Consider the following 22245-nt stretch of genomic DNA (forward strand, 5'->3'; position numbering starts at 1 on the left):
ATTCAGATCAAAATAAGGTATAAAAAAAGAGTACCTTTTTAGGCACTCAATCATAATTAATGAGAAAAAGAATTTTTGAATGATTAAACAGGAAGCGCTTCCTCTGTCTTTACTTGCTGCAAGCTTGATTTCCCATCTTCCACAATGAATGAAGTGCGTGTTTCAATTGGTGCACCCGGTCTAGATACATATGGAACTACCAGATAATCTGTTTGCCACTTTTGCTGGGTTAGTTTGCACCGCACATAACCGCGCTGGTTACTGAAAAATTTAATATGAGGATTTTCCTGCAGGATTTGTTCAGTGTTGCTATTTACATCGGAACCGTCTCCACCAGAGGTAATAGATGTTCCGACAAACTCAACCGCCACATTTTTCGAGTTTTCTTCATCAAAGTTAGCTTTAACCTCATTTGCCCAGCTCGTGTGAACATCCCCGGTCAAGACAACAGTATTTGAAATATTTTTCTCCTCTAAAAAGTTCAGTACACGTTGGCGTGCACCAGGATACCCATCCCAAGCATCCATACTGTAGGACTCCTTATCTGGACCAATAGCGCCATCACGTCTTGCAAAGAAGACTTGTTGTGCAAGAACCTTCCATTTTGCCTGTGATGAAGCAAGCCCATCTAATAGCCAACGCTCCTGTTTTTCGCCTAGAAGGGTACGGGATGGATCCTGCGACTCAGGTGTCGGACTGTCCCATCCGTCACCATTAGCCTGATCATCTCTATATTGACGTGTATCAAGCAGACTGATATCTACTAAATTTCCAAAGGAGAGTCGGCGGTATATTTGCATACTGCTTCCATTTGGGAAGGATGTACGTCGGAGAGGCATGTGTTCATAATATGCCTGGAAGGCGATAGCCCTTCTTTTTAAGAAAGCTTCCTCGGACTGCTTTTCAGGATCTTGGGGAACATCTCCAGCCCAGTTATTATCCACTTCATGGTCATCAAGTGTTACTAGCCACGGAAAATTGGCATGGGCGGCCTGTAAATCACTGTCTAATTTATATAAGGCATAACGGTTGCGATAATCGTCAATCGTATAGATTTCTGGAAAATCTTTTTCGATAGGCCGAACACCGTTTGAGTTATGAGTACCTTCATAAATATAGTCCCCTAAATGGATAACCAAATCCAAGTCATCCTTGGCCATATGCTGATAAGCTGTGTAGTAGCCAGTTGGCCAATTTTGGCAGGAAGCAAACGCGAAGTTTAGCTTTTCTACCTGACTATGTAAAGCAGGAGCAGTCTTAGTTCGGCCTACTGGACTGATCTCAGAACCGGCCTTAAAACGGTAATAATACCAACTTGAAGCATCCAAGCCATTGACTTCGACATGGACGGAATGTCCCAATTGAGGCTTTGAAACCTCTGTTCCTCTTTTTACGACTTTTTTAAATTCTGGATCTAGAGAAACTTCCCATTGTACAGGAAATGGATGGGGTGACATGCCTCCTCCATTAAGCGGGTCTGGGGCAAGTCTTGTCCATAAAACAACACTATCCTGCAATGGGTCACCCGAAGCAATTCCTAATGTAAAAGGATATGATAAGCGCTTAGACTGTGCAGAGGCGAAATTCATCGGTATTGTGTTGACAATCGAAGCGCCAAGTACAATTCCCACTCCTTTTCCTGTTTTCTTTAAAAAATTTCTGCGATTGAACTTTTTTGAATTATGGTTAGAATCTTTCACTTTTAACCCTCCTTTTATTCTCATTGACCATTTTATATAAGAACTATTTAGAAGATATGACCTCATTGTGAAAGATTTGTAAATAGCGGAAAAAAGTAGATTAATTGTTTTATTAGGAACAAGAAAAGAGCCCGTGTCAGGGCTTTGTATTATTCATGGAGCAGTTCAGATATAAAGTGTGAGTTTATATGCAAAATCCTTTTTATTTATTGTATAACTTTGCCCATCTTCAATGATGTCAAGTATTGTTATAAATGAATACCTACCCCGCCCATTCAATAGTGTTTTTTTTCCGCTTTTTGAATAAACGAGCCTGACTATAAGTCAAGCTCGCCTTTTTCGAATTTTAAATTTAACTACCAGTTTATATGTTTTTTCGTTCGTTGGGGGTCATTTTCATTTAAGTATTTTTGCAGTTCTGGCAGATCGTCTGTATTAATCAGATCCACGCTAGCTTTTAAGAGCTCATCCCATATGGCTTTACGGTTTGGAAGCGGCAAATCTGGTGTTGCCCAAAAACGGACGATCTGCCCGTTTTTATGTGCCTCTGTAACGATGTGATTAAGCTTTTCGCGTTCATGCTGCGGCATCTCGCCATATCCCTGCCAAGTGAAATGCTTTGTCCAATTGTCGCTGATAACCGGCATAAAATGGTTGGAGACATCAGAACCGAGGTCGCTCATCCGGCCATCGTACGAGGCATAGCGCACGCGCTGGTTTTCCATAAGTTCACGCGGGCGGTTGCCAGAAATTATTACGGTAACTTCGTTCTGCTTAACTCCGTTATCGGTAAACTTTGTCAGCATTTTATTGTACTTTTTCAGCTGTTCATGAATGGCGAGATATGTCGCTTCATCTTCAGATTTGATATCAATCCATAGAAGAAAATCCTGGTCATATCCTTTGTAAACTGTCCCTTTATTATTTTTGATTCGTTCACTCAATGGTTTTAGGTATAGAGATTCAAGCGTACGTTCGGGCTTTATATCAATTTGATCATGAGCTACGAGCAGCTCACCGTCTTCGAGCCACACATCGGCTTCTACAGAGGTAAATCCATGATCAAGGGCATCAAATAGTGGGCGTTCATGCTCATAATCGTTATGGGCGTGCGCTTTTGAAAGCGGCACTGCGGTCGATTTCCCAAAAACAGGTTTTGCATAATCATCTTCTCTTTCTTTTGCTCCTGCAGGAACAGCGGGAAGAATCACTCCAATCAAAAACATAGCAATTAACAATACGGTAATCTTTCTCACATTAAATCCGCTCCTTCTTTATTTAGTAGAGAGATTGATAGATCATAAGTTCGGAAACTCATATAAAATCATTTAATGAATGATAAAAATATAAATAATACAGAGGCGCGCCGTAGACACCTGCACTTTTTGGGTTCTAACTGCTACTTTTTATACACACTTACAAATACAGGATTAGAATAGAACCATAGGTCTTGATAATTTCGCTTGTTGATTTCAGCAAAACGAGTTTCGTTATCCTCAATGTCAGTCTTTTGATCAATCAACGGTTCACCGTTTTTCGTTTCTCCCGGTACATTCAATCCAAGGTTAGTGCCTCTTAGACGGAAGTACTGATTCTTGTTTGCCTTTACTTTATATGTGATTACATTGTAGCCATTACGATCTGTTTTCCAGTCTTTGCTTGTGAAACGTTTAATGACTTTAGTCGAATCGTTAGTGTCCTTGTTATAAGCAGGTGTGCCGGGTACTGCTTTCCCCGATACCTCACCAGAAATCAGGTCCACGTGATCAACTTGAACTGAATCACCATTGTTATTCTTTTTTGGACTCTTAAATCGCATCGTAAATTTGATCATTTGACCTTCTTTCACTTTAAGCTCTTCACCCATTTCTGCCTTGCTGCCCATGCCTTCAGCTTGAAAATCAAGCTCATTAATCAAGTCTCCAAACACAGAGAATGATTTTCCTGAACGCATGCCTTCAAGAACTGACTGCGCATTCGATCCGTTTACCCATGTATAATTTTTGGAGTATTGACCGGGCCAATATCCGCTAGAATAAAGACGGTTGTCGCTGATTTCAAAATGAGAATCCGAATTGGAAAAATTCCAAAATCTTCTTCCTTCTCCAAGGAGTGCATCCCATGAGCCGCCTACCTTAGCAAGCATGTAATCTGAACCGCCGTAAGTGCGGTTTTCTGGAGTGGTCAAATTTAAGCCGCCCCTATCAGGTTCCATTTGATTGCCGGGCATGCCTTCAAATCCAAAAACTACATGCGGAGCTATATTATTAAAGTCTCGGAAATCCGCAATCGTGTAAACTCTTTTTCTTGAAGGATGGTTCAAAATCGCATAACTTGTCTCTTTATAATTTTTTTCAAGCCATGCCAGCGCTGTTCGTGCATCTTGTGACGTACTGTAGGCTCTTTCATCCTGAGCTTTCCAAGCAGCTGCATCTTCCGGCTCAAACATCTTTTCATCACGGTTCGTAAACAAATACTCGAATTGGCTTCCGGCTTTTAAACTTATTGCCGATCCGGCTTGCTCCCCTATAATGCCAATCCCGACATGCTCATATGTAGGCATGTCCCATTCGAATCCAGAAAAGATAATTTTATTGCGGTACTTCCCTTCACTAAGAAGCTGTTTTATTTTCGGGACTTGATATTGAATGATGCCTTGAGACAGTGGGATTGGGCCGCCTGGAATCACATTTCCATCAGCATCTCGCGAAGACATTCTCAAGTGATCAGAAACAGCCATCCAATCCATATCATATTTGTCAAACGCATTGTCTAACAGCAGTTCAAGCGTCTGGGAGGACTGAGCATCATCTGATTGAGAAGTATGGGCATGATACTCTCCCTTCATCCATCTTCCGCCGGTGTTCTCCTCGAAATTCCTTTCAGTTTCTTTTGCAGTTGCCGGCAGTCCCTGAGCAAGGACGGTCAGACCCAGAACCACAATGGTAATTAATTTGAATACTTTTAACATATAAACCTCCGAAGTGTTGAATTAATATATACAAACCTATTTTATGAAAATATTATTAAGCAAATATAGATAGTTTGTATCGTTTAAGTAAAAAGAGAAAGCACTTATAAACAATTTACCTGCTTTCTCAAATCATCAGCATATTTGAAAAATCCCGACAGGTTCCAGACTATTATAGATAAGTTTGCTTAGGTCTAGCGGTTACAGTGAGTTGAAAAAATTTATTTTAAAAAACCAATGAAATTGCATAATAGGAGAAACACCAATGGATTATCCAATTGAAACGGCAGATTTTTGATAAGGTTTGACTTCAAGTCTTATTGAAATGGAGAAGATTTGAGGTCATGGGGAGGCAGCAGGCTTACATATCATTGTTCAATTACCAGAAAGATTAACTACTTTAAAGCAGTTTTAATTAGAACAAGTATATCTAAGTAATTTGGAACAAATATTATAACTATTGAAAAGCAAAAGGAGGTAACTGCAATGAATGCCGAACGAGCACAAGAAATTTTTTCTTCGCCAAATATGGTTAATGTCACTTATAATGGAGAAAGTATTTACATTGAGCACGTGGATGAACAAAATGGAAAAGCTACAATCCATTCACTAAAAGAACCAAATAATAAACAAAGTGTTTCTGTAACAAGCTTGACTGAACATTAATTTAAGAAGTATTTCCCCATGATAAACCTTCACCTGCGGGTGATGGTTTCACTAGTTCAATTCAATAAATAAATATTTATTAGGAATAATTTGCAGGATTTTTCTGAATGTTATTCCCTTGTATGAGTATCCCCGCTTTAGCTTAATAAAAAAAGGGATTGCCGCAGCATTCCCTTTCTAAAACTAATATTTTGTCCCTAACCTCTTTAAAGAAATGAATGGTTTTTCAATCGAAGTGGGTTTTGATAATTTTATAAGACATACTGTAAGTATAAGAGTTAGAAGTAAAAAAACGGCAACCATGCAAATTAGCCCTGCCCATCCAAATAGAGTCCAAAAAACCCCTCCCAGAGAACCACCAATACTTGAGCCTGCGTAATATAAAAAAAGATATAATGAAGATGCTTGAGCCTTGTTAATTAATGCACGCTGCCCTACCCAGCTGCTAGCAATGGAATGCCCCCCAAAGAAACCAAAAATAAACAAACCAAGACCTATTATTTTTATTAGTAATGATGGGAATAAAGTTAAAAACACACCTAGAATTGAAATTACTAGATTTATAAATAGAACCTTGGATCTTCCGTGTTTATCAATTAGTTTTCCAATAAAGGAAGAGCTGAACATGCCAATGAGGTAAATCAAAAAGAACCAGCTTATGAAAGATTGGCTTAATGAATAAGGCTCATCCATTAATAGATAACCAATATAATTAAACAAAGCCACGTTACTTCCTAACAGAAAAAATCCCATTAAAAATAAACAAACTAGCCCAGGATCTTTTAAATGCTTAATTAAGGACATCCCTAAGCCTCTAATTTCTAATTTGCACGGCTTAAAATTTCTTGAAGGAGACAGGCTGACACCAAAAATGAGGGTGGCAATTAAACTTATTGCTCCGACCCCTGCTAGTGCGAAATGCCAATCATAATAATCAGTAAGAATGCCTGTAAAAATCCTGCCAAATACAGCACCTAAAGCATTGCCGCTTATATATAATCCCATCGCCTTCCCTAGACTCTTAGGATCTACTTCTTCTCCGAGATAAGCCATTGCTATTGATGGCAGACCAGCAAGTGAAATACCTACCAATATTCGGAGAATCAGCAAAATATGAAAATTTGGACTAAATGCAGTCAGCAGACACAAGAAAGAGGCAATAAACATAGAAATTACCATAATAGGTTTACGTCCCCAAGCATCAGATAATGATGCAAAAAAAAGCATGCTTACAGCTAATGCTATCGTTGTCACTGAGAGAGACAAGCTTGCACTAGTTGGAGAAATGCCAAAATCTCTCGTGAATTCAGGCATTAAAGGCTGCATGCAATAAAGAATAGAAAATGTATTAAATCCTGCAGCAAAAAAAGCAAAGTTTGCTTTCCGGAAGGCTTGCGTACCTTGTTGGATGTAAGTCATAAATTAATCAATCCAATAATATAAAAACATTCCTCTTGCAGCATAATAAACAATCGCTTCCTTCATAAAAATGTTACCTCTTTATAAATGATAGTATTTCCTTCAAAAGTCCTTGCAAGTAACTTCTGAATTTATAGTAACACCTAATTTTTATAATGTATAATGCATTATAATGATGATTTTAATGCGAAAATGTAATTGATTATGATTGTTTAAGATATAGGAGGTTATTAAATGGATTTGCAGCAGTTTGAATACTTCCAAACCCTCGCCAAAACGCAGCACGTTACCCGTTCGGCAGAAGCACTCTCAATTTCTCAATCTGCTCTTAGCCGTTCAATTGCCAGATTAGAGGATGATATAGGGGTACCATTATTTGATCGTCAAGGGCGATCTATTCGACTAAATCAATATGGACAGATTTTTTTAAAACGAGTAGAGAATATTATGAAAGAGTTCTATGAGGGAAAACAAGAAATACAAGATTTACTTGAACCAGAGTCAGGAACTATATCATTAGGTTTTTTGCATACACTAAGCACAAATCTCATACCAGATTTAATCTCCTGCTTTCGTATTTACTATCCCAAAATTAACTTTCAACTTGGGCAAGGTCCTTCACATGTTCTTCTTGAGCAGCTGAAATCTGGAGAAATGGATCTTTGTCTAATTGCACCTAACGAAGTCATCCATCCGATTCAATGGGAAAAGCTTTGGAGTGAGGAGCTTTTTGTTACAGTCCCTAAAAATCATAAATTCGCTGATCGTAAAAGCATTGGGTTAGAACAATTAGCAAATGAACCATTTATTCATTTAAAAAAGGGTTATTCCCTCCGTATAACCGTGGAGCAGTTGTTTCAAGAAGCAGGATTAACACCAAATATAACATTTGAAGGAGAAGAAGCAGACACTGTGGCAGGGCTTGTCGTTGCAGGACTAGGGATTTCGCTTTTACCGGATTTAAAAGGAATAGATAAAAGTAAATTAGTACAAATATCTGTAAGTTGGCCGAAGAGCCAAAGGACAATTGGCATTGCTTGGGTTGAGGGCAGGTATATATCACCTGCAACTAAACAGTTTAAATCCTTTGTTTTGGAGAAATTCAACCAAATAAAATAATTGTAAAGAAAAGATGTCGAAATAAATCAGCGACCATATGCATTCAGATTTTCAGGTCCACATTACATAGACAGCACTGATAAAATCCCTTCAATTTAAAGCTAACGGGACAGATTGATTGAGTAAGAGTTTTATTAGGTTATAACTAAATTAGTATAAAAATAGGGAGTGAATAACAATGAGCCTGTTTTTTATTTTTTCTAAATACATCAGGGAAAATGTGGAGTCCTTAGCTATTGAAGTGGTTGAAAGTGTACTTCACAGAATGAAATTAGACATCCCTGAATGGGAGAAAGAACAAGCAATTGCGATATATGTTGAGCTATTAAGCTATTTCGGAGAATCACTTATTAACGAAGGGAAAGATTTAGTTCCCGATACTTTTATCGTTTGGAGCAAAAGGAATGCGGCAATGCAAGTATCTTCAAGAGGGAAAATTTCAGAAATTGCGGTTCGTTATTCGCCAACCAGGGACGTCTTTACGGAAATATTAACGAAAATCAGTATAGATCTGGGGCTGTCAGTAAAGGAAAATGCGCTTATTATAAAACGGATAAACACAATGTTAGACATCAGCTTAAATGAAACAGTTTTCGCTTTCGAACGCCTTCTAGATGAAGCTAGGGAAGAAACGAAAAAAGAACTGGCAGCATTATCAGCCCCTATTATACCTGTTAAAGACGGTGTCGTGATCCTTCCCTTAGTTGGCTATATTGATAGCTACAGGGCAAATTATATTATGGAATATGTTGTTCCGAAAATAGCTGACATGGATATAAATCACGTCATTGCAGACTTTTCAGGTATTTTTACAATTAATATAGACATTGCAGAACATATCCATCAAATAGGAAGCATGCTTCAATTAATGGGTATCCATGTAATTACTACAGGCTTGCGTCCTGAACTGGCACAACTAGTAATAAATAGCAGGATTAATATCTCTGCTATCGAGACTTTTGCTAATGTTAAGAAAGCATTAGAAAGTATTAAGTAATCTTATGGCTCACTTTGTAAAATACACAGTGTATGTTTCCTGAGCTCCCTTGAAAGAACGGTAAAAATTCTATCATCTGTGGAGCTGCTATTTGCAGCAAAGTTGGCTAACGGGAACGTTAATTGAACAAGACGTACAAAAGGACCAAGATTTTTGGCCCTTTTTCTATGCTTAATTATCAACATAAATGGTTAACAGAGCTTGAAATAAAAGATTATTAAAAGCCCAAACATTAGTAGTTTTTGGTTTTGTTTCCTTTTGACTTTTTTAATGGTTGAAAAAGAATGTCCTCGCATTTTTCATACATCTTTAAAATATTGCCTGTAACACTTAATTTAGGTACAGTGAAATATATGAAAACTGCAGCTGCAAAGCTTATTAGTATTCCTGTTAAAACATCAAAAGGATAATGAACACCAACCCAAATACGGGAGATGCCAACAAGAACAGCCAGCATTATCCATAAGAATGACCAGCCTCTTCTGAAAAGCCAAAAAGAAAGACAATATGAGAAGAATAAGATTGTATGGTCACTGGGAAAGGAATTATCTTTTTCTTTCTCGATCAGCTTATTTACATTTGATAATTCTGCAAATGGCTGATAATTTTTATAAAATTCACCTGATATTTTACCCATTGCAAATGCACATATAAATGTGATAGTTGCACAAAGAATCATTAATCTGCTGTCTTTGTCCCGTCTAAACCAAATAATAAGAACACTTAGTGCAAGTAAAAAAACCATATATTCAGCAATAAAACTGAAAACAGGATTTAAATATGTATATTCTTTTCCTAAGTCATTAACCAATCTAAATAATGCAATATTAACTTCAGAAAAATCCAAACCCAGTCACCATCCTATCTCTCTTTACTACATCTTAAAAGAGAGCTAGGTGATCTGCCATCGATTCAAATTACATTTTATGGTTTTATGTAACAATCTTGTAAGGTTAATGTTAGATGATATATAAATGGGACAAAATAACAAATTCTTTTCTATATGAAAGGAATTCCTTAGCTCAAGCGACACCAAACGTACTGCAATCGCCCCCTTTAATTGAAGGAGGAATACCTAAGACCGTCATAAGACTCTCCCTATTAATTCAACTAGCTCTTTATTGGTTAAATAAGGAACCGAACCAACAGTTTAAAAAATGATCACAAAAACTCACCTGATCATTTGGTTAGGTGTTCAAAATTATATATTCAATAGTCTTTTCTAGAAGTTCAATATCCTTATATATCTCTCGTTTAATTCTCATATCATTACATCGTTGGTAATCGAGGTGTAACCGCTTTAATTCTTCAGTGAAAATACGGTATTCATAGTTGTTTCCCATATTCTGTGTCCCCTAACGAATAAGACTATTCAATAATGTTTACTCAAACAAGATAATTAAAACTAGTTACACTTCCTATAAGCCTTATCGAACTAAATGTAAATCCCGTTAGTTGAATTAAAAGTAAATATTAGAAAGGATTTATTATTTAATTAATGAACTTTTTAAGTAGAAGTGGTTTAGTTTTTACAAGTAAAGGGTATTTAAGTACTGTGGAAATATATCTAAAAGGGGATTTAATAATGGAGATAATGTTTGATACAGATAAATTCATGAAATACACCGAAACTAATAAACAGAGTTTTGAAAATTCATTATTAAGCCAAGCAGCTAATGTAAAAGATAAAATTCAAGATATTCTAAGAGTTGGAAATATTGATCTCATAAATAATGCCCATAAACTGGTTCAATTCGTTGTTGATGGTAAAGATGAAGAACTTCAATCTTTTGCGAAACATGAAGGGATAGTGTGGGCGACACACGAAATGACATTATCATTCAAATTAGAGTGGGTTCAGGCCATTCGCAGAACCTTGTGGGAATTCCTGCAAAACTATAACAAGTTAACGAATAACGCTGTAATCGATGATTTTTTTTCGTTGGAAAAACAAATAAACAGTCAAATAGACCAATTTTTGAATGTTTTTTTTATTAATTATTCAAAATACAAGGATTCATTGATAATGGCTCAAAGACAATTGGTAGAAAATCTATCGGTGCCTATAATACCAATAACACCCACTATATGTATTTTGCCTCTGATTGGTTCGGTTGATACAATTCGAACGAATATTATTGAGGAAAAAATTTTAATGGAAGTTGGAAAATTACATATTCAAACATTGATTATTGACTTATCTGGAATTGCAGAGATGGAGAATGAAGTAATTGACCATTTATTGAAGATTATAGCTGGCACTTCAATGATGGGATGCCATACTGTGATTACAGGGTTAAGAGCTGAAGTTGTTAGAAAAATGATACGTTTAGGAATAACATTCGATACAAACACCAAAACATTAGGAACTTTACAACAAGCATTAAATGAATATTTAATGAGATAAACGAAATGTTTTACATTTAACAGGCTGAATATTAGAGGAGAGTTCCTCGTGCTGTCGCTATAAGCTTTCTCCAGCACTGGATATTCTTTTTGAGTAAGCTAATCTTTCAATGACTATTACAAATTGATTAAAAGGCAGCAAAAAAGGAGCTGCATTAAGCTCCTTCTCTTCAAAAGTTTGATTTTTACTAGGATAACTTGGATTCTGACTTTATATATAAGTTAGAGAGTACTACTCCATCTTCTGTCATAATAAATTCATGACATGTCATTAACGCCGTATTCAGCCAGTCGGGGATTCTTTCTGAATCATAGGCACAAACTAATAACAATCTCATGTCGCTTACCCTTCCCTTTGCTTCTTTTTCAAATTCTTCAATTATCCTTAAGATGCCTTCCTGAATTTTTCAAATTCCAAGAGTGTCAGCCATATCCCGAGAATGGCTTTCTTTATTAATTACGGCAGGCAAAATAATCTCAACGGTTGTTCCTTCATTTTCTTTACTTAGAAATGATAATGTCCCATTATGACTCTCAATAATTCGATAGCAGGTCATTAGCCCGAGACCCGTTCCTTTCTCCTTTGTTGTATAAAATGGCTCTCCAAGTGTAGAAATCCGCTCTCTTGAAATACCAATTCCCTGATCGATAATCTGGATAGAAATCTCAAAATCTCCCTTCAGCTCAACCTTCACATCAATATTTCCGCCCCTTGGCATGGCTTCAATAGCGTTCTTAAAAATATTTAAAAATACTTGTTTTAATTGACCTTCTGCGCAGAATACCTTGGGCAAGTCCCTGTCAAATTCTGAGAAGATTTGAACATTATTTAGAATTGACTGAGAGTTAATTAAGGTAACAACATCTTTTATTAATACTTTTACATCTCGCTCTTCAAAAACGACAGCATTCGGTTTTGCAAGAACTAGAAATTCACTCACTATAGCATTTATTCGATCTAGCTCAGATAACATAATAGTGTAGTACTCTTCATCAGGATGATTGGATTTTAACAATTGAATAAATCCTTTTATTGAAGTGAGTGGATTACGAATTTCATGAGCAATACCAGCTGCCATTTGTCCCAAAAGAGCGAGTTTCTCAGATTTTTGAAGCATCTGTTCTGTTTTTACTTTCCTTTCAGTAATATCCTTTCCTATTGAAAGGACAGCCTCTTTTTCACCAAATATAATATTCAATAAAGACAATTCAAAGTAAAATGTCGATCCATCGGAACGTTTAAATTTATGTTCAATATTGTTTAATGGCTGTTTCTCATTCTTTACCTGATTAATTCGTTCCAGCAAAGGGGCTTTATACTCCTGTACAATAAAATCAAACAAATATCTGCCGATTATTTCATCCTTGCTTGCAGCTCCAAGCATGCTGACAGCAGCTTTATTTAAATAAACAATCTTATTATCCCGGTGAATCAAAACCGATTCAGGCAACGAATCAATCATCTGTTTATAGCTTGTCTCATTCGCACGTTCTTTTTTTCCATAATATTTAGCGGTATCATATTGCCATCCGACCAGCCAAGCAATAAGGGTGAAAATAAAAAAGTCTATCGTAAAAAAAGGTTCTTGTCCCACAACCTTTTGGTAGCTTGTAAATAAAATTGAAATAATCACCAAACCAATCTGTCCCGTGTATTTCATCTCATTTCCCCTTATGTAAATAGTCCATATATCATAGCATAAAATAAGAACATATTGATGATTCTCACAATTAAACTTTGTGTGGAAAGAGGAATTACGCTAAATTGATTTATATCTCATGATCAGTAGGTTTGATTTCACCAAATAAAATTTTTCCATTACATGGGCACTCATTGGAATAGCTGACTGAGCAGCTTAAAAGATGTATGGAATGAAAAATGTACGGGCATTTTAATCCCGAAGGGGGTGTGCTTATGAAAAAAGAATTTCGCTCAGCTGATGAAAAAACACTTGCTGAAGGAATCAATACAGAAGATGAATTGAATAGAAACGCTACCGAAGAAGAAATTGATAATGGCGATTACACGAAAGTAACCACTTTATCTCTTGATGAAAACGATCCAAGTTGAACAATAACACCGTTATCTCACGGTGTTTTATTATGCTTTCAAGGCAAGATACAAACTATTGGATTAATGGAAAAACACCCTTTTGCCTTATGACAATTGAATCGTCCAATTTGGAGAACAAATGGTCATGACCGTCTAAAGATGAAAAACTCGCTATTTATTTATGACGGTCATGGTCTTTGATCAACGTGAGAGGCAAGGCTGAATAGGAGGAATTCAGCAATAACAATCTAATACCAAAAAAAGAGCCAGCATGTAGGCCGCCTCCTTTTTGACTGGGTTATCAGATTATAACGCAAATGAACATCTGTTTCATGAAGAAAGGGTTTCGGTCTTCAATAATTTTTTTCGATAAATAAAGGATGACAAATTGATACTAACTTCATAGATTAATACAAGCGGAACTAATACGAGTATGTCTGAAATTAAATCCGGAGGTGTAATTAACACAGACGTTATGAGAATAACAAAATATGCAATCTTTCTGGATTTTTTTAACATCTGCGGATTTAAAATTCCTATCGCGGTTAAAAACAGAATGACGACAGGCAGTTCAAACAATATTCCAAAAGGAACAGTCAGGCTGATCAGAAAACTAAAGTACTTTTCAGACGTATAAAATTGCTGAAATCCTTCTCCTGCTAATTCTTGCATGAATGATAGAACAATAGGAAACACAAGAAAATAGCCAAAGGAAATTCCGAGAATAAATAGTAAAAACAGAGCTGGAATGAGCATAAAGGTTGCTTTTCTTTCATGCTCTTGAAGAGCAGGCAAAACAAACCGCCAAACATGGTATGCAGCTAAAGGTATGGTAAGAGCAATCGAACATACGGCTGATATCTTGAAATAAATCCATAAAACATCTCCTGGTCCAAGTAAGGCGAGCTTAAATTCTAAGTCTTTAACCAGCCAACTGTAGATTTGCTCTACAAAAGCAAATGATACAGCGAAGAAGACCAAAAAACTTGCAAGGATATAGATAAGCCTTTTTCTCAATTCCTCTAGGTGTACTGTTAATGCAACTTCCTGATCCTTCATGAATTTCACCTCTTTAATGAAAAAGAAAAAAGATAAGAAATTTATCCTTTTTCTCTTTTCAATATTTAAAGTTTTTCATCTTCCTTTTTAGAGTCTGAAGATACTAAATCCTTTGTCGCATTTTTAAATTCCTTTAACGTGTTGCCGAAAGCACGTCCAACTTCAGGAAGTTTTGATGGACCAAAAATAATTAGTGCTATGACTAAAATAAGAATTAGCCCTGGAATACCGATGTTTTGTATCATTTTATTTTCGCTCCTTTATTTTTTAAAATTATCAGCAATCATGTTGAGCTCCAACACCTGCCACGACATAGGATTTAGCCTTCCTTTTAAAACAACAAGTTTGGCTAGCATTGTGCTTGTCGGGGATGAATTAGGCGCATTCACTTATCTTATTTAAATCCTGTAATAGCAACAACAGCTGGTCGCGGCATTTTATCACCGCTGCGATGCGGCCATTTGCTTGTTGGGTTTGCAAGGTCTTCTGTTTCTTCACCTGGATGCTGGATAGAAAGGAATAGTGCTTTCTCATCAGGAGTAAAACAAGGCCCTGTTAATTCTGCTTGAACTGGGGCGGATGCAAATTGGAAAGCTTCTCCTTCGTTTTTCCCTTCTGTAGGGATAACAAATAGACCGTTGTTGCCGAATGGCTCCCAAATTTTTGTGTTAACACTTCCGCTTGAAATGTCTGTAACAGTCCAAAGGTTTCCATCTTCGTCGAATAACAGATTATCTGGTGCACTAAATCCGCTTTGAATACCGCCTGCTGCAAAGATTGCAAACTGAAACTCCATTGAGCCGTGATCGTTATCTTTTTCAAAGAAACGAGTAATATGACCGTGGAAGTTTCCATGATTACTGTTATTTGTATGTGCAATAAAGATTGATCCATCAAACGGACTGATTTCTAAGTCTTCTGGGCGATCTGTAGGTGTTCCTCCTAAAAGGATGGCTGCTTCATGGCAGTTTACAACAACATCTGCCTGTGTTTGGAATTTTTTAAGCAGTTCAGCGTTCCCTTTAGCTGCTTTTTGTACAGCTTCAATCGTCAGAGCTACCCATCTTCCTTCGCCAAAATTAGCTACATAAAGAGTTCCTTCTTCTAATAGTTTCGAATTCTTCTTTCCATCTTTTTGATTATATTTATTTTTACTAATAAATTTATAGACACAGGCATCTCTCTTATCATCGCCCATGTACACAACAACTCGGTTATCTTTTGAAAGACCCATGCATGTATTTTCATGATTAAAGCGGCCTAAAGCTGTGTGCTTGCGAACTTGATAGGCAGGATCAAATGGATCCACTTCGATTACCCATCCATAATGTGTTTCATCTAAGTTAGCCGATTTTGAAGTGGATTCATAATTTTCTTCACAGGATAAAACCGTGTTCCAAAGTGTCTTTCCGCCAGAGCAGTTTGCAAATGTACCTTGAACGATTTCTGCACCGTTAACAGCTTTTGATCCTTTTGCAGGTCCGGTTAATGCAAAAGGTGTCAGCCCTGTTACGCGTCGGGCATATTTAGATTCCGTATCCATTTTCCAGCCATTTCTGTCTTTAACTACTTCGATAATCGAACCGCCTTGATTATAAAGCATTGTTTTTATCTGTTCGGAGCTGTAGCCGCCCTTAATTGTTTGACCGAAAACAAACAAATCTGAGATATATTCATGATTTACCCATAACAATCCTCGGTCCTTTTCATCTTCATATGGAAAGAAGAGAGTAAAGTCGTTATTGTATCCGAATGTATCTCCTTTTTGATTAATCTTGTCGCCATATGCAGCAATAACTTCATATTTATAGCCTTTTGGAAGAACAAGATCATCCTTTGTTGTTGGTTCAATTGGCTGGAATTTTAAAGGACCTTTTTTTGGCCTTTTATATTCTGGATAGTGAAAAGGAGTTTTTGCTTCTGCTGATTTTACTAATCCATCAAGTCCTGTACTTGCTGCTGCCAGTGCAACAGTACCAGTTCCTAGGTATGTTAAAAATTTTTTTCGATTTAATACTGGGGGCATCTATCCGCACCTCTTTCTGTTAGTTATGCATATCAAATGATATAGAAAAAGAATTAAGCTGAATTTAAATAATTGTAAAGATTCCTATTTTCTTATTTTCAGGAATATATTCATAGAGTTAATCTGATGATAAAGTCGCAATTCACTTTATATACTTCCTTAATTTTACATAATTATTAAAAATAAGTGTAAAAATACGGGGTTATATAGTCACTTTTGATGGACTATTTAAATTGAGAAGCATTTCAAAATGTAAATTCATTAAGTTTTTTGTAAGATTTCTATTCGAAAGTTAAGAAAAGGTATTCTTCTTATAGTTTATATATGAAATAAGTAAATTCTATTCAGCTCATATTCTATTTGTGTTAACAATATGTCTGTACTGGATAATACACATCTAAGGAGTGAAAAACATTGGAATTCAAGATGCTGTTAATGAGAGAAGCTGAAAAAGGATGAAGCAGACGAGAAAGAAGAATAAAGATAGGGAGAGAATACATAGGCTCTGCTCTAATTATTCAATAAATAAGGATTGCTGTCAGAAATGTCCGATGGATAGAAAATTAGCAGAGAATATGATTAATAGAAATTCCCTAAATGAGGAGTTTGTTATAAAAGGTATGGTAAACACATCTCCTGAGGTAACTGTAACATCAGTTGATGAAAAAATTACTTCTGCCTAGGTAACAAAAAAACCTTTTTATAAATCACTTGCAACTTGAGGAGGATGGATAATGAAAACAATAATTTTTGCACTGGCTGCCGCTCTAACTATTGGAACTGTAACAACAGCGTTTGCATACTCTGATGCGATGAATTCCGGGGAGAACGGTGAACAGCTTGCGGAAAAATTCCAGCACCTTACCCGCAATAATGTTTGGGAACAGAAAGAAAAAGTTGATCTGCAATTTAACACATTTCATCCGCAAGGAATGACGAAAGTCGGAGACTTGTACTTCATGTCTTCTGTAGAAATCATCGAAAAAACGGTAAAATACGACCAGCCTCATGATGGATACGACCGCACACCTGGTAAAGGCATCGGTCATCTATTTGTATTTACTAAAGAAGGAAAGCTGTTAAAGGATTTAAAGCTTGGTGAAGGTACTATATACCATCCCGGAGGAATTGCATATGATGGCAAATCAATCTGGATTTCAGTTGCAGAGTACCGGCCAAATAGCAAGTCAATCATTTATAAAGTAAATCCAGAAACGATGAATTCAGAAGAAGTGTTCCGCACGAATGACCATATTGGAGGAATTCTTCGTGATGGAAAACAAGGAACTCTAAAGGCTGTAAGCTGGGGTTCAAGAATGTTTTATGAGTTCAATGAAAAAGGAAAAGTGCTCCGTAAATCAAATAATACCAGCCACTTTATCGATTATCAGGACTGCGAGAATGCAGGAAAAGACAACATGATATGCAGCGGTATTACTGAATTGCCGCAGCAAGGAGTTTCCACTTCTAAATATGAATTGGGCGGTCTGGCCTTACTGGATATAAAAACAATGGATATGGTTCACGAACTGCCAATTACTCTATTTTCTCAAAACGGACATGCTGCAACACGCAATCCAGTATTTCTTGAAAATACAAAACAGGGATTAATCATGTACACTGTACCGGACGATGATCAATCCTCTATGTTAGTGTATGAAACAATAGTCAGTAAAAAATAAATTATAGGAAGCATAAGGATATAAGGTATGCAACTTTTGAAAAACTAATTAGAGATTCTTAATTGATACTTTTTTATCAAAACTTATTAATGAATGTTAGATTACCACTAACAAGTGCCATGTTGATTAAAAGATTAAAAAACATAAAAAGGATTGCTGCTGCAATCCTTTTTCGACTGATGATATTCTGTATTATTTATAATCCTCACGATTGGGCAGTCTAAGTCCAAGTTAAGTGCCTCATTTAAATCATCCTCAAATTTTCTTTATCTTCATCGGATGTTTTAAAATAAACAATAACTAATGAGACTTTTATTAACGGCTTAACAGGACGTTCACTCATTCTGCTACTGGCCTTTAGAACCAAACTTCCTTCCTTTCCTACTTCTAATAAGGAGAAAAACGGGCAATAGTACCAGTATAAATCTGCTTCTTTATTTGACCATTTTGAATTGCATCCTTGAATAGTCACTCCGGTAAAATACCTATCCTACCTTTTTGTCAATTGATTACGATCCTCAACCTGTGGCGGTTCTTCCATCCAGCCATTTTTGACCATAATTTTTCCGCCTTGTTTTGCAAAATCAAAAATATTTTTTGCAAGGAGCGCCATTTTCGCAGGCAAATCACTTCGTAAACTAAAGGCGCCGCCAAGTGCATTGCTTCCGAGCCCAAATGTACTTAACAAACTGGTATTATACATCATCAATTTATCGGAAAATGGAGCGACGGTTGAATTTGTTGCTTTTCCGGCATGAGTGGCTGGTGGTTCAATGTAATCTTGACGTAAAAATTCACCTAACGATGTCTCGATTTTCTTTGCTAGTTCCATCCCTTTAATAAAATGGTTTCGGACCTCTTGATTATGTGCTACTTGTGCAAATCCGATCATTAATTGCATCCCCGTAAGGTTTGTCTCAATTGAGTGATGAATAAGAGAAACCTCAATTGTATTTAAGGATCTTTCATTACTAAACCAATTCAATCCCCCGGCCATATAATTTTTATCTTGTACAAACTTCACTTCTTTTGGCATCGAAACAAACGGGGGGCGAGAAAGAACCCCTGTTTCTAAAAGAATATTTGTCGTTTGGTCATATGCCTCTTGTGCTTCAGCTGTTAAACGTCTGAAAAATTGTCTTATATCTTGTCGGTAAGACATAGTCGAATAGAGCGCGTAAAGACAAGTTCCTATTTTAGCCATCATATGTAAATACATGACATCATACATAAAGTCGAATAACTTGGGAGCTCCTTTATTCACGTCGTGTTCAGTAAATCCAACTGGAATAACTGCGCCTTCCTGTTGAAAAATAGATTTCACAAACTCTGCACTTTCAGCACAACGTTCATAATAAGACTGCAGAATTTGCCGTGTTTCCTCTTTTTCAGCGTGTTCAAGAAAGTATTCCAGAACTCTCATAATCATTGTTTTGTCTTGATACGTCATCCACAAGTTTCCTAATTCTGAAGATGTAATTGGTACTTGATTTGAACTGCTCATCCTAAAGCCTCCTAACCCTTTCGTTTTCTTTAACTTTACCAATTTGAAAAATTTTATTAATCAATCTGTGTTTTTTAGATTGCATTTCTAATTTGGTTTCCGAATTTTAGTTATTGATAATATCCCCTACCCCCTTTAGTTCATAAAAAAGGGGGAAGTATTACCATTTAAAGCAACGAACGAAATTGGCTAATGAAATCCCATTAAAACTAATCGATAAAAAACGGATTCTAAAAGAAATTTATAAGAATTGTGATGATGTGATTTTCCATCCAATATCCACAAAAAAAGCAAATGTTTTAGATATTAAGTACTCCTTCAATCCTTATATCCCAAAATGTAAGAGTAGTGCCTCCTTAACTTTTCACCATTAGATATTCAAAATGTTATCCTCAAGTACAGCTGATTTATCTCCGTATACTTTTTCAATATGATGAAGCCCCCAGGCGGATAAAGACTCAAGAATTCCTGTGACGCTCCATCCATACTCACTTAGTTCATATTCCACTTTTGGAGGAACTTGATTATAGGTCATGCGGCTGATGATTCCATCTTCTTCGAGTTCCCGCAGCTGCTGGGTCAGCATTTTTTGTGTGATGCTCGGCATCAGCCTTTTCAGTTCGCCCGTCCGTTTTTTCCCCCGCATCAAGTGACAAAGGATCACACACTTCCACTTTCCGCCTATTACTTCGAGAGCTGCCTCTACCGGAATGTTATACCGCTTTCTTTCTTTCATTTTCAGGGTCCTCCTTAGTTAACGGGGTGTTTATGTTTATTATAGCCATTTGAGATGAATTTCCCCAAAGCAGAGAAAAACCAATCCTGATAGGATTGGTTTAGTTTTGGTCAGCCGGATAAACAACACCAATTTGTTTTCTTGCTTCATCCATGACTTCCATTACTTTTATTGAATTCTCATAAGTATTAATTGTTGATTCATACAGGTCATTTTGGATTAAGTCGATGAATTCCTTCATTTCATAATACATGGTGTCTTCTTTTTGAGGTTTTGAAATATCCTCTAATCTGCCGTCGCGGTAGCGAATTTCCACCTTTTCAATCGTACTGATGCGGTCAATAATAATTGTACCTTCTTCTCCCTGAATTTCCGATGGAAGTGCTGAATCTGTTATCTTGGAATACATCATTACAGCATCTTTGTCTTTATATTGAAGAAGAATGCTTCCTTCGCCGTCAACACCAGAGCTTAATAGCAGCCCGCTCGCTTTAATGGTTTCCGGTTTTCCGAAAAGAACAATCGAAGGATACAGCGCATAGATTCCAATGTCCATCAGTGATCCATTTGAGAAGGTCGGATCAAATGCATTCAGCACGGTTCCTGACCGATAGGCATCATAACGGGATGAATATTGACAGTAGCTTGCTGTATATCTTCTCACGGTGCCAATTTTGTGCAGGTTTTCCTGAATGCTTTTAAAGTTAGGCAAGAATGTTGATTTCATCGCTTCCATAAGCAGCACGCGATTTTCTTTTGCAGCCTGTATCATTTCAGTAACCTCTTTAACATTTGATGCAAGCGGCTTTTCACACAGCACGTGCTTTTTGTGATTCATAAATAAAATGGCCTGCTCAGCGTGCAATGAGTTCGGGCTTGCTATGTATACGGCATCAATTGCATCGCTTTTTGCCATGCTCTCTAAATCTGTAAACGTAGTCTCCACCCCATATTTAGCAGCGAATTCTTCAGCTTTTTCGCTGCTTCTTGAATAAACAGCCTTCAGCGAAAAATCCTCGATTTGCATCGCAGCTTTTAATAAGCGGTCAGTGATCCAGTTTGTTCCGATAATTCCAAAGCGTATCAATTTGTTTCCTCCTATATACCTTGTTTGTTCTTACAATACCATATGTATTAAGCAGACGTCTTATTTGACGTCTGCTTAAATCAGCTCTACTTCAACGGACTCAATACCTTTTACTTCTTTAATATCCTCATACACATCTGATGTATAACGGTCATTTTTAATCAGCAGAATTAAGTCTACCGTTCTCAAATCACGGTCAATAACATCTTTAATCTTCACATACTTGATTTTCATATCTTTTTTGCGAAGCGAGTGTAAGATATCAGATATATTGATATTAACAGGAACGGTCAGCTTTACCTTCAATTCTTTCAGTCTTAGCGTTTTTGGGCCCAGTTTCTTTACTAACGGAGCAATGATCTCAATTGACCCAATCATGAAAATAAGCGCTATAAGTGCCTCCTGATAAAACCCGGCTCCAATGGCAATCCCAAGGCCAGCAGCTCCCCAGATCATCGCTGCCGTTGTAAGACCGCTGATGACATCATTGTTTCTGCGGAGAATCGCTCCCGCGCCCAAAAATCCGACGCCTGATACAATTTGTGCTGCCAGCCGAAGCGGATCCATCGGACGATTATAATCGTTAGAAAACGTATAAGCAGCTTCAATTGAAATCACGGTCAAGAGACACGAGCTTACTGCAATAATAATTGTTGTTTTCAGTCCCAGCGGCTTTTTCTTAATTTCCCGCTCAAGTCCAATAATAATTCCGACTAAGAGGGATAAAAACAATTTTATGATTGTGTGCTGATGTACAATAATATCCTCCAAAATCGCTCCCCCTCTTCTCTATTAGTTTGGTCTATTTTAATTTCAATCA

Annotated in this window: 22 protein-coding genes; 7 read left to right on the forward strand and 15 right to left on the reverse strand. The window is 36.9% G+C overall.

Features of this window, described 5'->3' with window-relative positions; translation table 11 throughout:
* Positions 1-83: 83 nt before the first annotated feature.
* From K8L98_RS20725 to K8L98_RS20735, 3 genes are all read right to left on the reverse strand, one after another.
* A complete protein-coding gene (locus K8L98_RS20725; protein WP_223437735.1) occupies positions 84-1700 on the reverse strand; it encodes an alkaline phosphatase D family protein in 1617 nt (538 codons plus the stop codon).
* 356 nt (positions 1701-2056) lie between these two features.
* On the reverse strand, positions 2057-2956 hold the full coding sequence (locus K8L98_RS20730; RefSeq protein ID WP_223437737.1) for a phosphatidylinositol-specific phospholipase C/glycerophosphodiester phosphodiesterase family protein: 900 nt from the start codon (positions 2954-2956) through the stop codon (positions 2057-2059).
* Positions 2957-3099: 143 nt separating this feature from the next.
* Positions 3100-4671, reverse strand: coding sequence for a CehA/McbA family metallohydrolase domain-containing protein (locus K8L98_RS20735; protein ID WP_223437739.1), 1572 nt, complete (start codon positions 4669-4671; stop codon positions 3100-3102).
* 486 nt (positions 4672-5157) lie between these two features.
* On the opposite strand from K8L98_RS20735, the gene K8L98_RS20740 reads away from it, so the two are divergent.
* Positions 5158-5337 (forward strand): small acid-soluble spore protein H, encoded by a 180-nt coding sequence (locus K8L98_RS20740; RefSeq protein WP_223437740.1) that lies wholly within the window; start codon positions 5158-5160, stop codon positions 5335-5337.
* Positions 5338-5520: 183 nt separating this feature from the next.
* Here K8L98_RS20740 and K8L98_RS20745 read toward each other — a convergent pair whose 3' ends face one another.
* Entirely contained in the window at positions 5521-6756 is a 1236-nt protein-coding gene (locus K8L98_RS20745; protein WP_223437742.1) for an MFS transporter, read from the reverse strand.
* A 234-nt stretch (positions 6757-6990) separates the two neighbouring features.
* On the opposite strand from K8L98_RS20745, the gene K8L98_RS20750 reads away from it, so the two are divergent.
* A complete protein-coding gene (locus K8L98_RS20750; RefSeq protein ID WP_223437744.1) occupies positions 6991-7875 on the forward strand; it encodes a LysR family transcriptional regulator in 885 nt (294 codons plus the stop codon).
* A gap of 178 nt (positions 7876-8053) precedes the next feature.
* Positions 8054-8872, forward strand: coding sequence for an STAS domain-containing protein (locus K8L98_RS20755; protein WP_223437746.1), 819 nt, complete (start codon positions 8054-8056; stop codon positions 8870-8872).
* 232 nt (positions 8873-9104) lie between these two features.
* Here K8L98_RS20755 and K8L98_RS20760 read toward each other — a convergent pair whose 3' ends face one another.
* Positions 9105-9719: an undecaprenyl-diphosphatase gene (locus K8L98_RS20760; protein WP_223437748.1), complete on the reverse strand. Its 615-nt coding sequence runs from the start codon at positions 9717-9719 to the stop codon at positions 9105-9107.
* 738 nt (positions 9720-10457) lie between these two features.
* On the opposite strand from K8L98_RS20760, the gene K8L98_RS20765 reads away from it, so the two are divergent.
* Positions 10458-11279: an STAS domain-containing protein gene (locus K8L98_RS20765; protein ID WP_223437750.1), complete on the forward strand. Its 822-nt coding sequence runs from the start codon at positions 10458-10460 to the stop codon at positions 11277-11279.
* A gap of 187 nt (positions 11280-11466) precedes the next feature.
* Here K8L98_RS20765 and K8L98_RS20770 read toward each other — a convergent pair whose 3' ends face one another.
* The gene (locus tag K8L98_RS20770) at positions 11467-11616 is read right to left on the reverse strand and encodes a hypothetical protein (RefSeq protein WP_223437752.1); all 150 of its coding nucleotides are present in this window, start codon (positions 11614-11616) and stop codon (positions 11467-11469) included.
* A gap of 69 nt (positions 11617-11685) precedes the next feature.
* Entirely contained in the window at positions 11686-12939 is a 1254-nt protein-coding gene (locus K8L98_RS20775; protein WP_223437753.1) for an ATP-binding protein, read from the reverse strand.
* A gap of 254 nt (positions 12940-13193) precedes the next feature.
* Between K8L98_RS20775 and K8L98_RS20780 the strand changes: the two genes are divergently transcribed.
* Complete coding sequence (locus K8L98_RS20780; RefSeq protein WP_223437754.1) at positions 13194-13349, forward strand: hypothetical protein; 156 nt, start codon at positions 13194-13196, stop codon at positions 13347-13349.
* 312 nt (positions 13350-13661) lie between these two features.
* Here K8L98_RS20780 and tatC read toward each other — a convergent pair whose 3' ends face one another.
* From tatC to K8L98_RS20795, 3 genes are all read right to left on the reverse strand, one after another.
* Positions 13662-14390, reverse strand: a complete 729-nt coding sequence (gene tatC, locus K8L98_RS20785) for a twin-arginine translocase subunit TatC (protein WP_223437755.1) — start codon at positions 14388-14390, stop codon at positions 13662-13664.
* Positions 14391-14455: 65 nt separating this feature from the next.
* The gene (gene tatA / locus K8L98_RS20790; RefSeq protein ID WP_223437756.1) at positions 14456-14635 is read right to left on the reverse strand and encodes a twin-arginine translocase TatA/TatE family subunit; all 180 of its coding nucleotides are present in this window, start codon (positions 14633-14635) and stop codon (positions 14456-14458) included.
* Between the two features lie 149 nt (positions 14636-14784).
* On the reverse strand, positions 14785-16416 hold the full coding sequence (locus K8L98_RS20795; protein WP_223437757.1) for a PhoX family protein: 1632 nt from the start codon (positions 16414-16416) through the stop codon (positions 14785-14787).
* A gap of 455 nt (positions 16417-16871) precedes the next feature.
* On the opposite strand from K8L98_RS20795, the gene K8L98_RS20800 reads away from it, so the two are divergent.
* Together K8L98_RS20800 and K8L98_RS20805 are read left to right on the forward strand one after the other, a co-directional pair.
* Positions 16872-17099: a hypothetical protein gene (locus K8L98_RS20800; protein ID WP_223437758.1), complete on the forward strand. Its 228-nt coding sequence runs from the start codon at positions 16872-16874 to the stop codon at positions 17097-17099.
* 51 nt (positions 17100-17150) lie between these two features.
* Positions 17151-18098, forward strand: a complete 948-nt coding sequence (locus K8L98_RS20805) for a DUF6454 family protein (protein ID WP_223437759.1) — start codon at positions 17151-17153, stop codon at positions 18096-18098.
* Between the two features lie 244 nt (positions 18099-18342).
* Here K8L98_RS20805 and K8L98_RS20810 read toward each other — a convergent pair whose 3' ends face one another.
* The 5 genes from K8L98_RS20810 to K8L98_RS20830 form a co-directional block, all read right to left on the reverse strand.
* A complete protein-coding gene (locus K8L98_RS20810) occupies positions 18343-18570 on the reverse strand; it encodes a hypothetical protein (RefSeq protein WP_223437760.1) in 228 nt (75 codons plus the stop codon).
* A gap of 18 nt (positions 18571-18588) precedes the next feature.
* Positions 18589-19602, reverse strand: a complete 1014-nt coding sequence (locus K8L98_RS20815; protein WP_223437761.1) for a DUF3231 family protein — start codon at positions 19600-19602, stop codon at positions 18589-18591.
* Positions 19603-19972: 370 nt separating this feature from the next.
* The gene (locus K8L98_RS20820) at positions 19973-20338 is read right to left on the reverse strand and encodes a winged helix-turn-helix transcriptional regulator (protein ID WP_223437762.1); all 366 of its coding nucleotides are present in this window, start codon (positions 20336-20338) and stop codon (positions 19973-19975) included.
* Positions 20339-20438: 100 nt separating this feature from the next.
* Positions 20439-21425 (reverse strand): Gfo/Idh/MocA family protein, encoded by a 987-nt coding sequence (locus tag K8L98_RS20825; RefSeq protein ID WP_223437763.1) that lies wholly within the window; start codon positions 21423-21425, stop codon positions 20439-20441.
* Between the two features lie 75 nt (positions 21426-21500).
* On the reverse strand, positions 21501-22187 hold the full coding sequence (locus K8L98_RS20830; protein ID WP_420828883.1) for an MgtC/SapB family protein: 687 nt from the start codon (positions 22185-22187) through the stop codon (positions 21501-21503).
* Between the last annotated feature and the right edge of the window lie 58 nt (positions 22188-22245).

This window comes from Metabacillus dongyingensis (genome assembly GCF_019933155.2).
GTDB classification, from domain to species: Bacteria; Bacillota; Bacilli; order Bacillales; family Bacillaceae; genus Bacillus_P; species Bacillus_P dongyingensis.

What these genes read in the sequence shown, in the direction of transcription:
- K8L98_RS20735 (WP_223437739.1), bottom strand. Translation starts at nt 4,671, where the DNA reads ATGTTAAAAGTATTCAAATTAATTACCATTGTGGTTCTGGGTCTGACC.
- K8L98_RS20740 (WP_223437740.1), top strand. Translation starts at nt 5,158, where the DNA reads ATGAATGCCGAACGAGCACAAGAAATTTTTTCTTCGCCAAATATGGTT.
- K8L98_RS20745 (WP_223437742.1), bottom strand. Translation starts at nt 6,756, where the DNA reads ATGACTTACATCCAACAAGGTACGCAAGCCTTCCGGAAAGCAAACTTT.
- K8L98_RS20750 (WP_223437744.1), top strand. Translation starts at nt 6,991, where the DNA reads ATGGATTTGCAGCAGTTTGAATACTTCCAAACCCTCGCCAAAACGCAG.
- K8L98_RS20755 (WP_223437746.1), top strand. Translation starts at nt 8,054, where the DNA reads ATGAGCCTGTTTTTTATTTTTTCTAAATACATCAGGGAAAATGTGGAG.
- K8L98_RS20765 (WP_223437750.1), top strand. Translation starts at nt 10,458, where the DNA reads ATGGAGATAATGTTTGATACAGATAAATTCATGAAATACACCGAAACT.
- K8L98_RS20770 (WP_223437752.1), bottom strand. Translation starts at nt 11,616, where the DNA reads ATGAGATTGTTATTAGTTTGTGCCTATGATTCAGAAAGAATCCCCGAC.
- K8L98_RS20775 (WP_223437753.1), bottom strand. Translation starts at nt 12,939, where the DNA reads ATGAAATACACGGGACAGATTGGTTTGGTGATTATTTCAATTTTATTT.
- K8L98_RS20780 (WP_223437754.1), top strand. Translation starts at nt 13,194, where the DNA reads ATGAAAAAAGAATTTCGCTCAGCTGATGAAAAAACACTTGCTGAAGGA.
- tatC (WP_223437755.1), bottom strand. Translation starts at nt 14,390, where the DNA reads ATGAAGGATCAGGAAGTTGCATTAACAGTACACCTAGAGGAATTGAGA.
- tatA (WP_223437756.1), bottom strand. Translation starts at nt 14,635, where the DNA reads ATGATACAAAACATCGGTATTCCAGGGCTAATTCTTATTTTAGTCATA.
- K8L98_RS20795 (WP_223437757.1), bottom strand. Translation starts at nt 16,416, where the DNA reads ATGCCCCCAGTATTAAATCGAAAAAAATTTTTAACATACCTAGGAACT.
- K8L98_RS20800 (WP_223437758.1), top strand. Translation starts at nt 16,872, where the DNA reads ATGAAGCAGACGAGAAAGAAGAATAAAGATAGGGAGAGAATACATAGG.
- K8L98_RS20805 (WP_223437759.1), top strand. Translation starts at nt 17,151, where the DNA reads ATGAAAACAATAATTTTTGCACTGGCTGCCGCTCTAACTATTGGAACT.
- K8L98_RS20815 (WP_223437761.1), bottom strand. Translation starts at nt 19,602, where the DNA reads ATGAGCAGTTCAAATCAAGTACCAATTACATCTTCAGAATTAGGAAAC.
- K8L98_RS20820 (WP_223437762.1), bottom strand. Translation starts at nt 20,338, where the DNA reads ATGAAAGAAAGAAAGCGGTATAACATTCCGGTAGAGGCAGCTCTCGAA.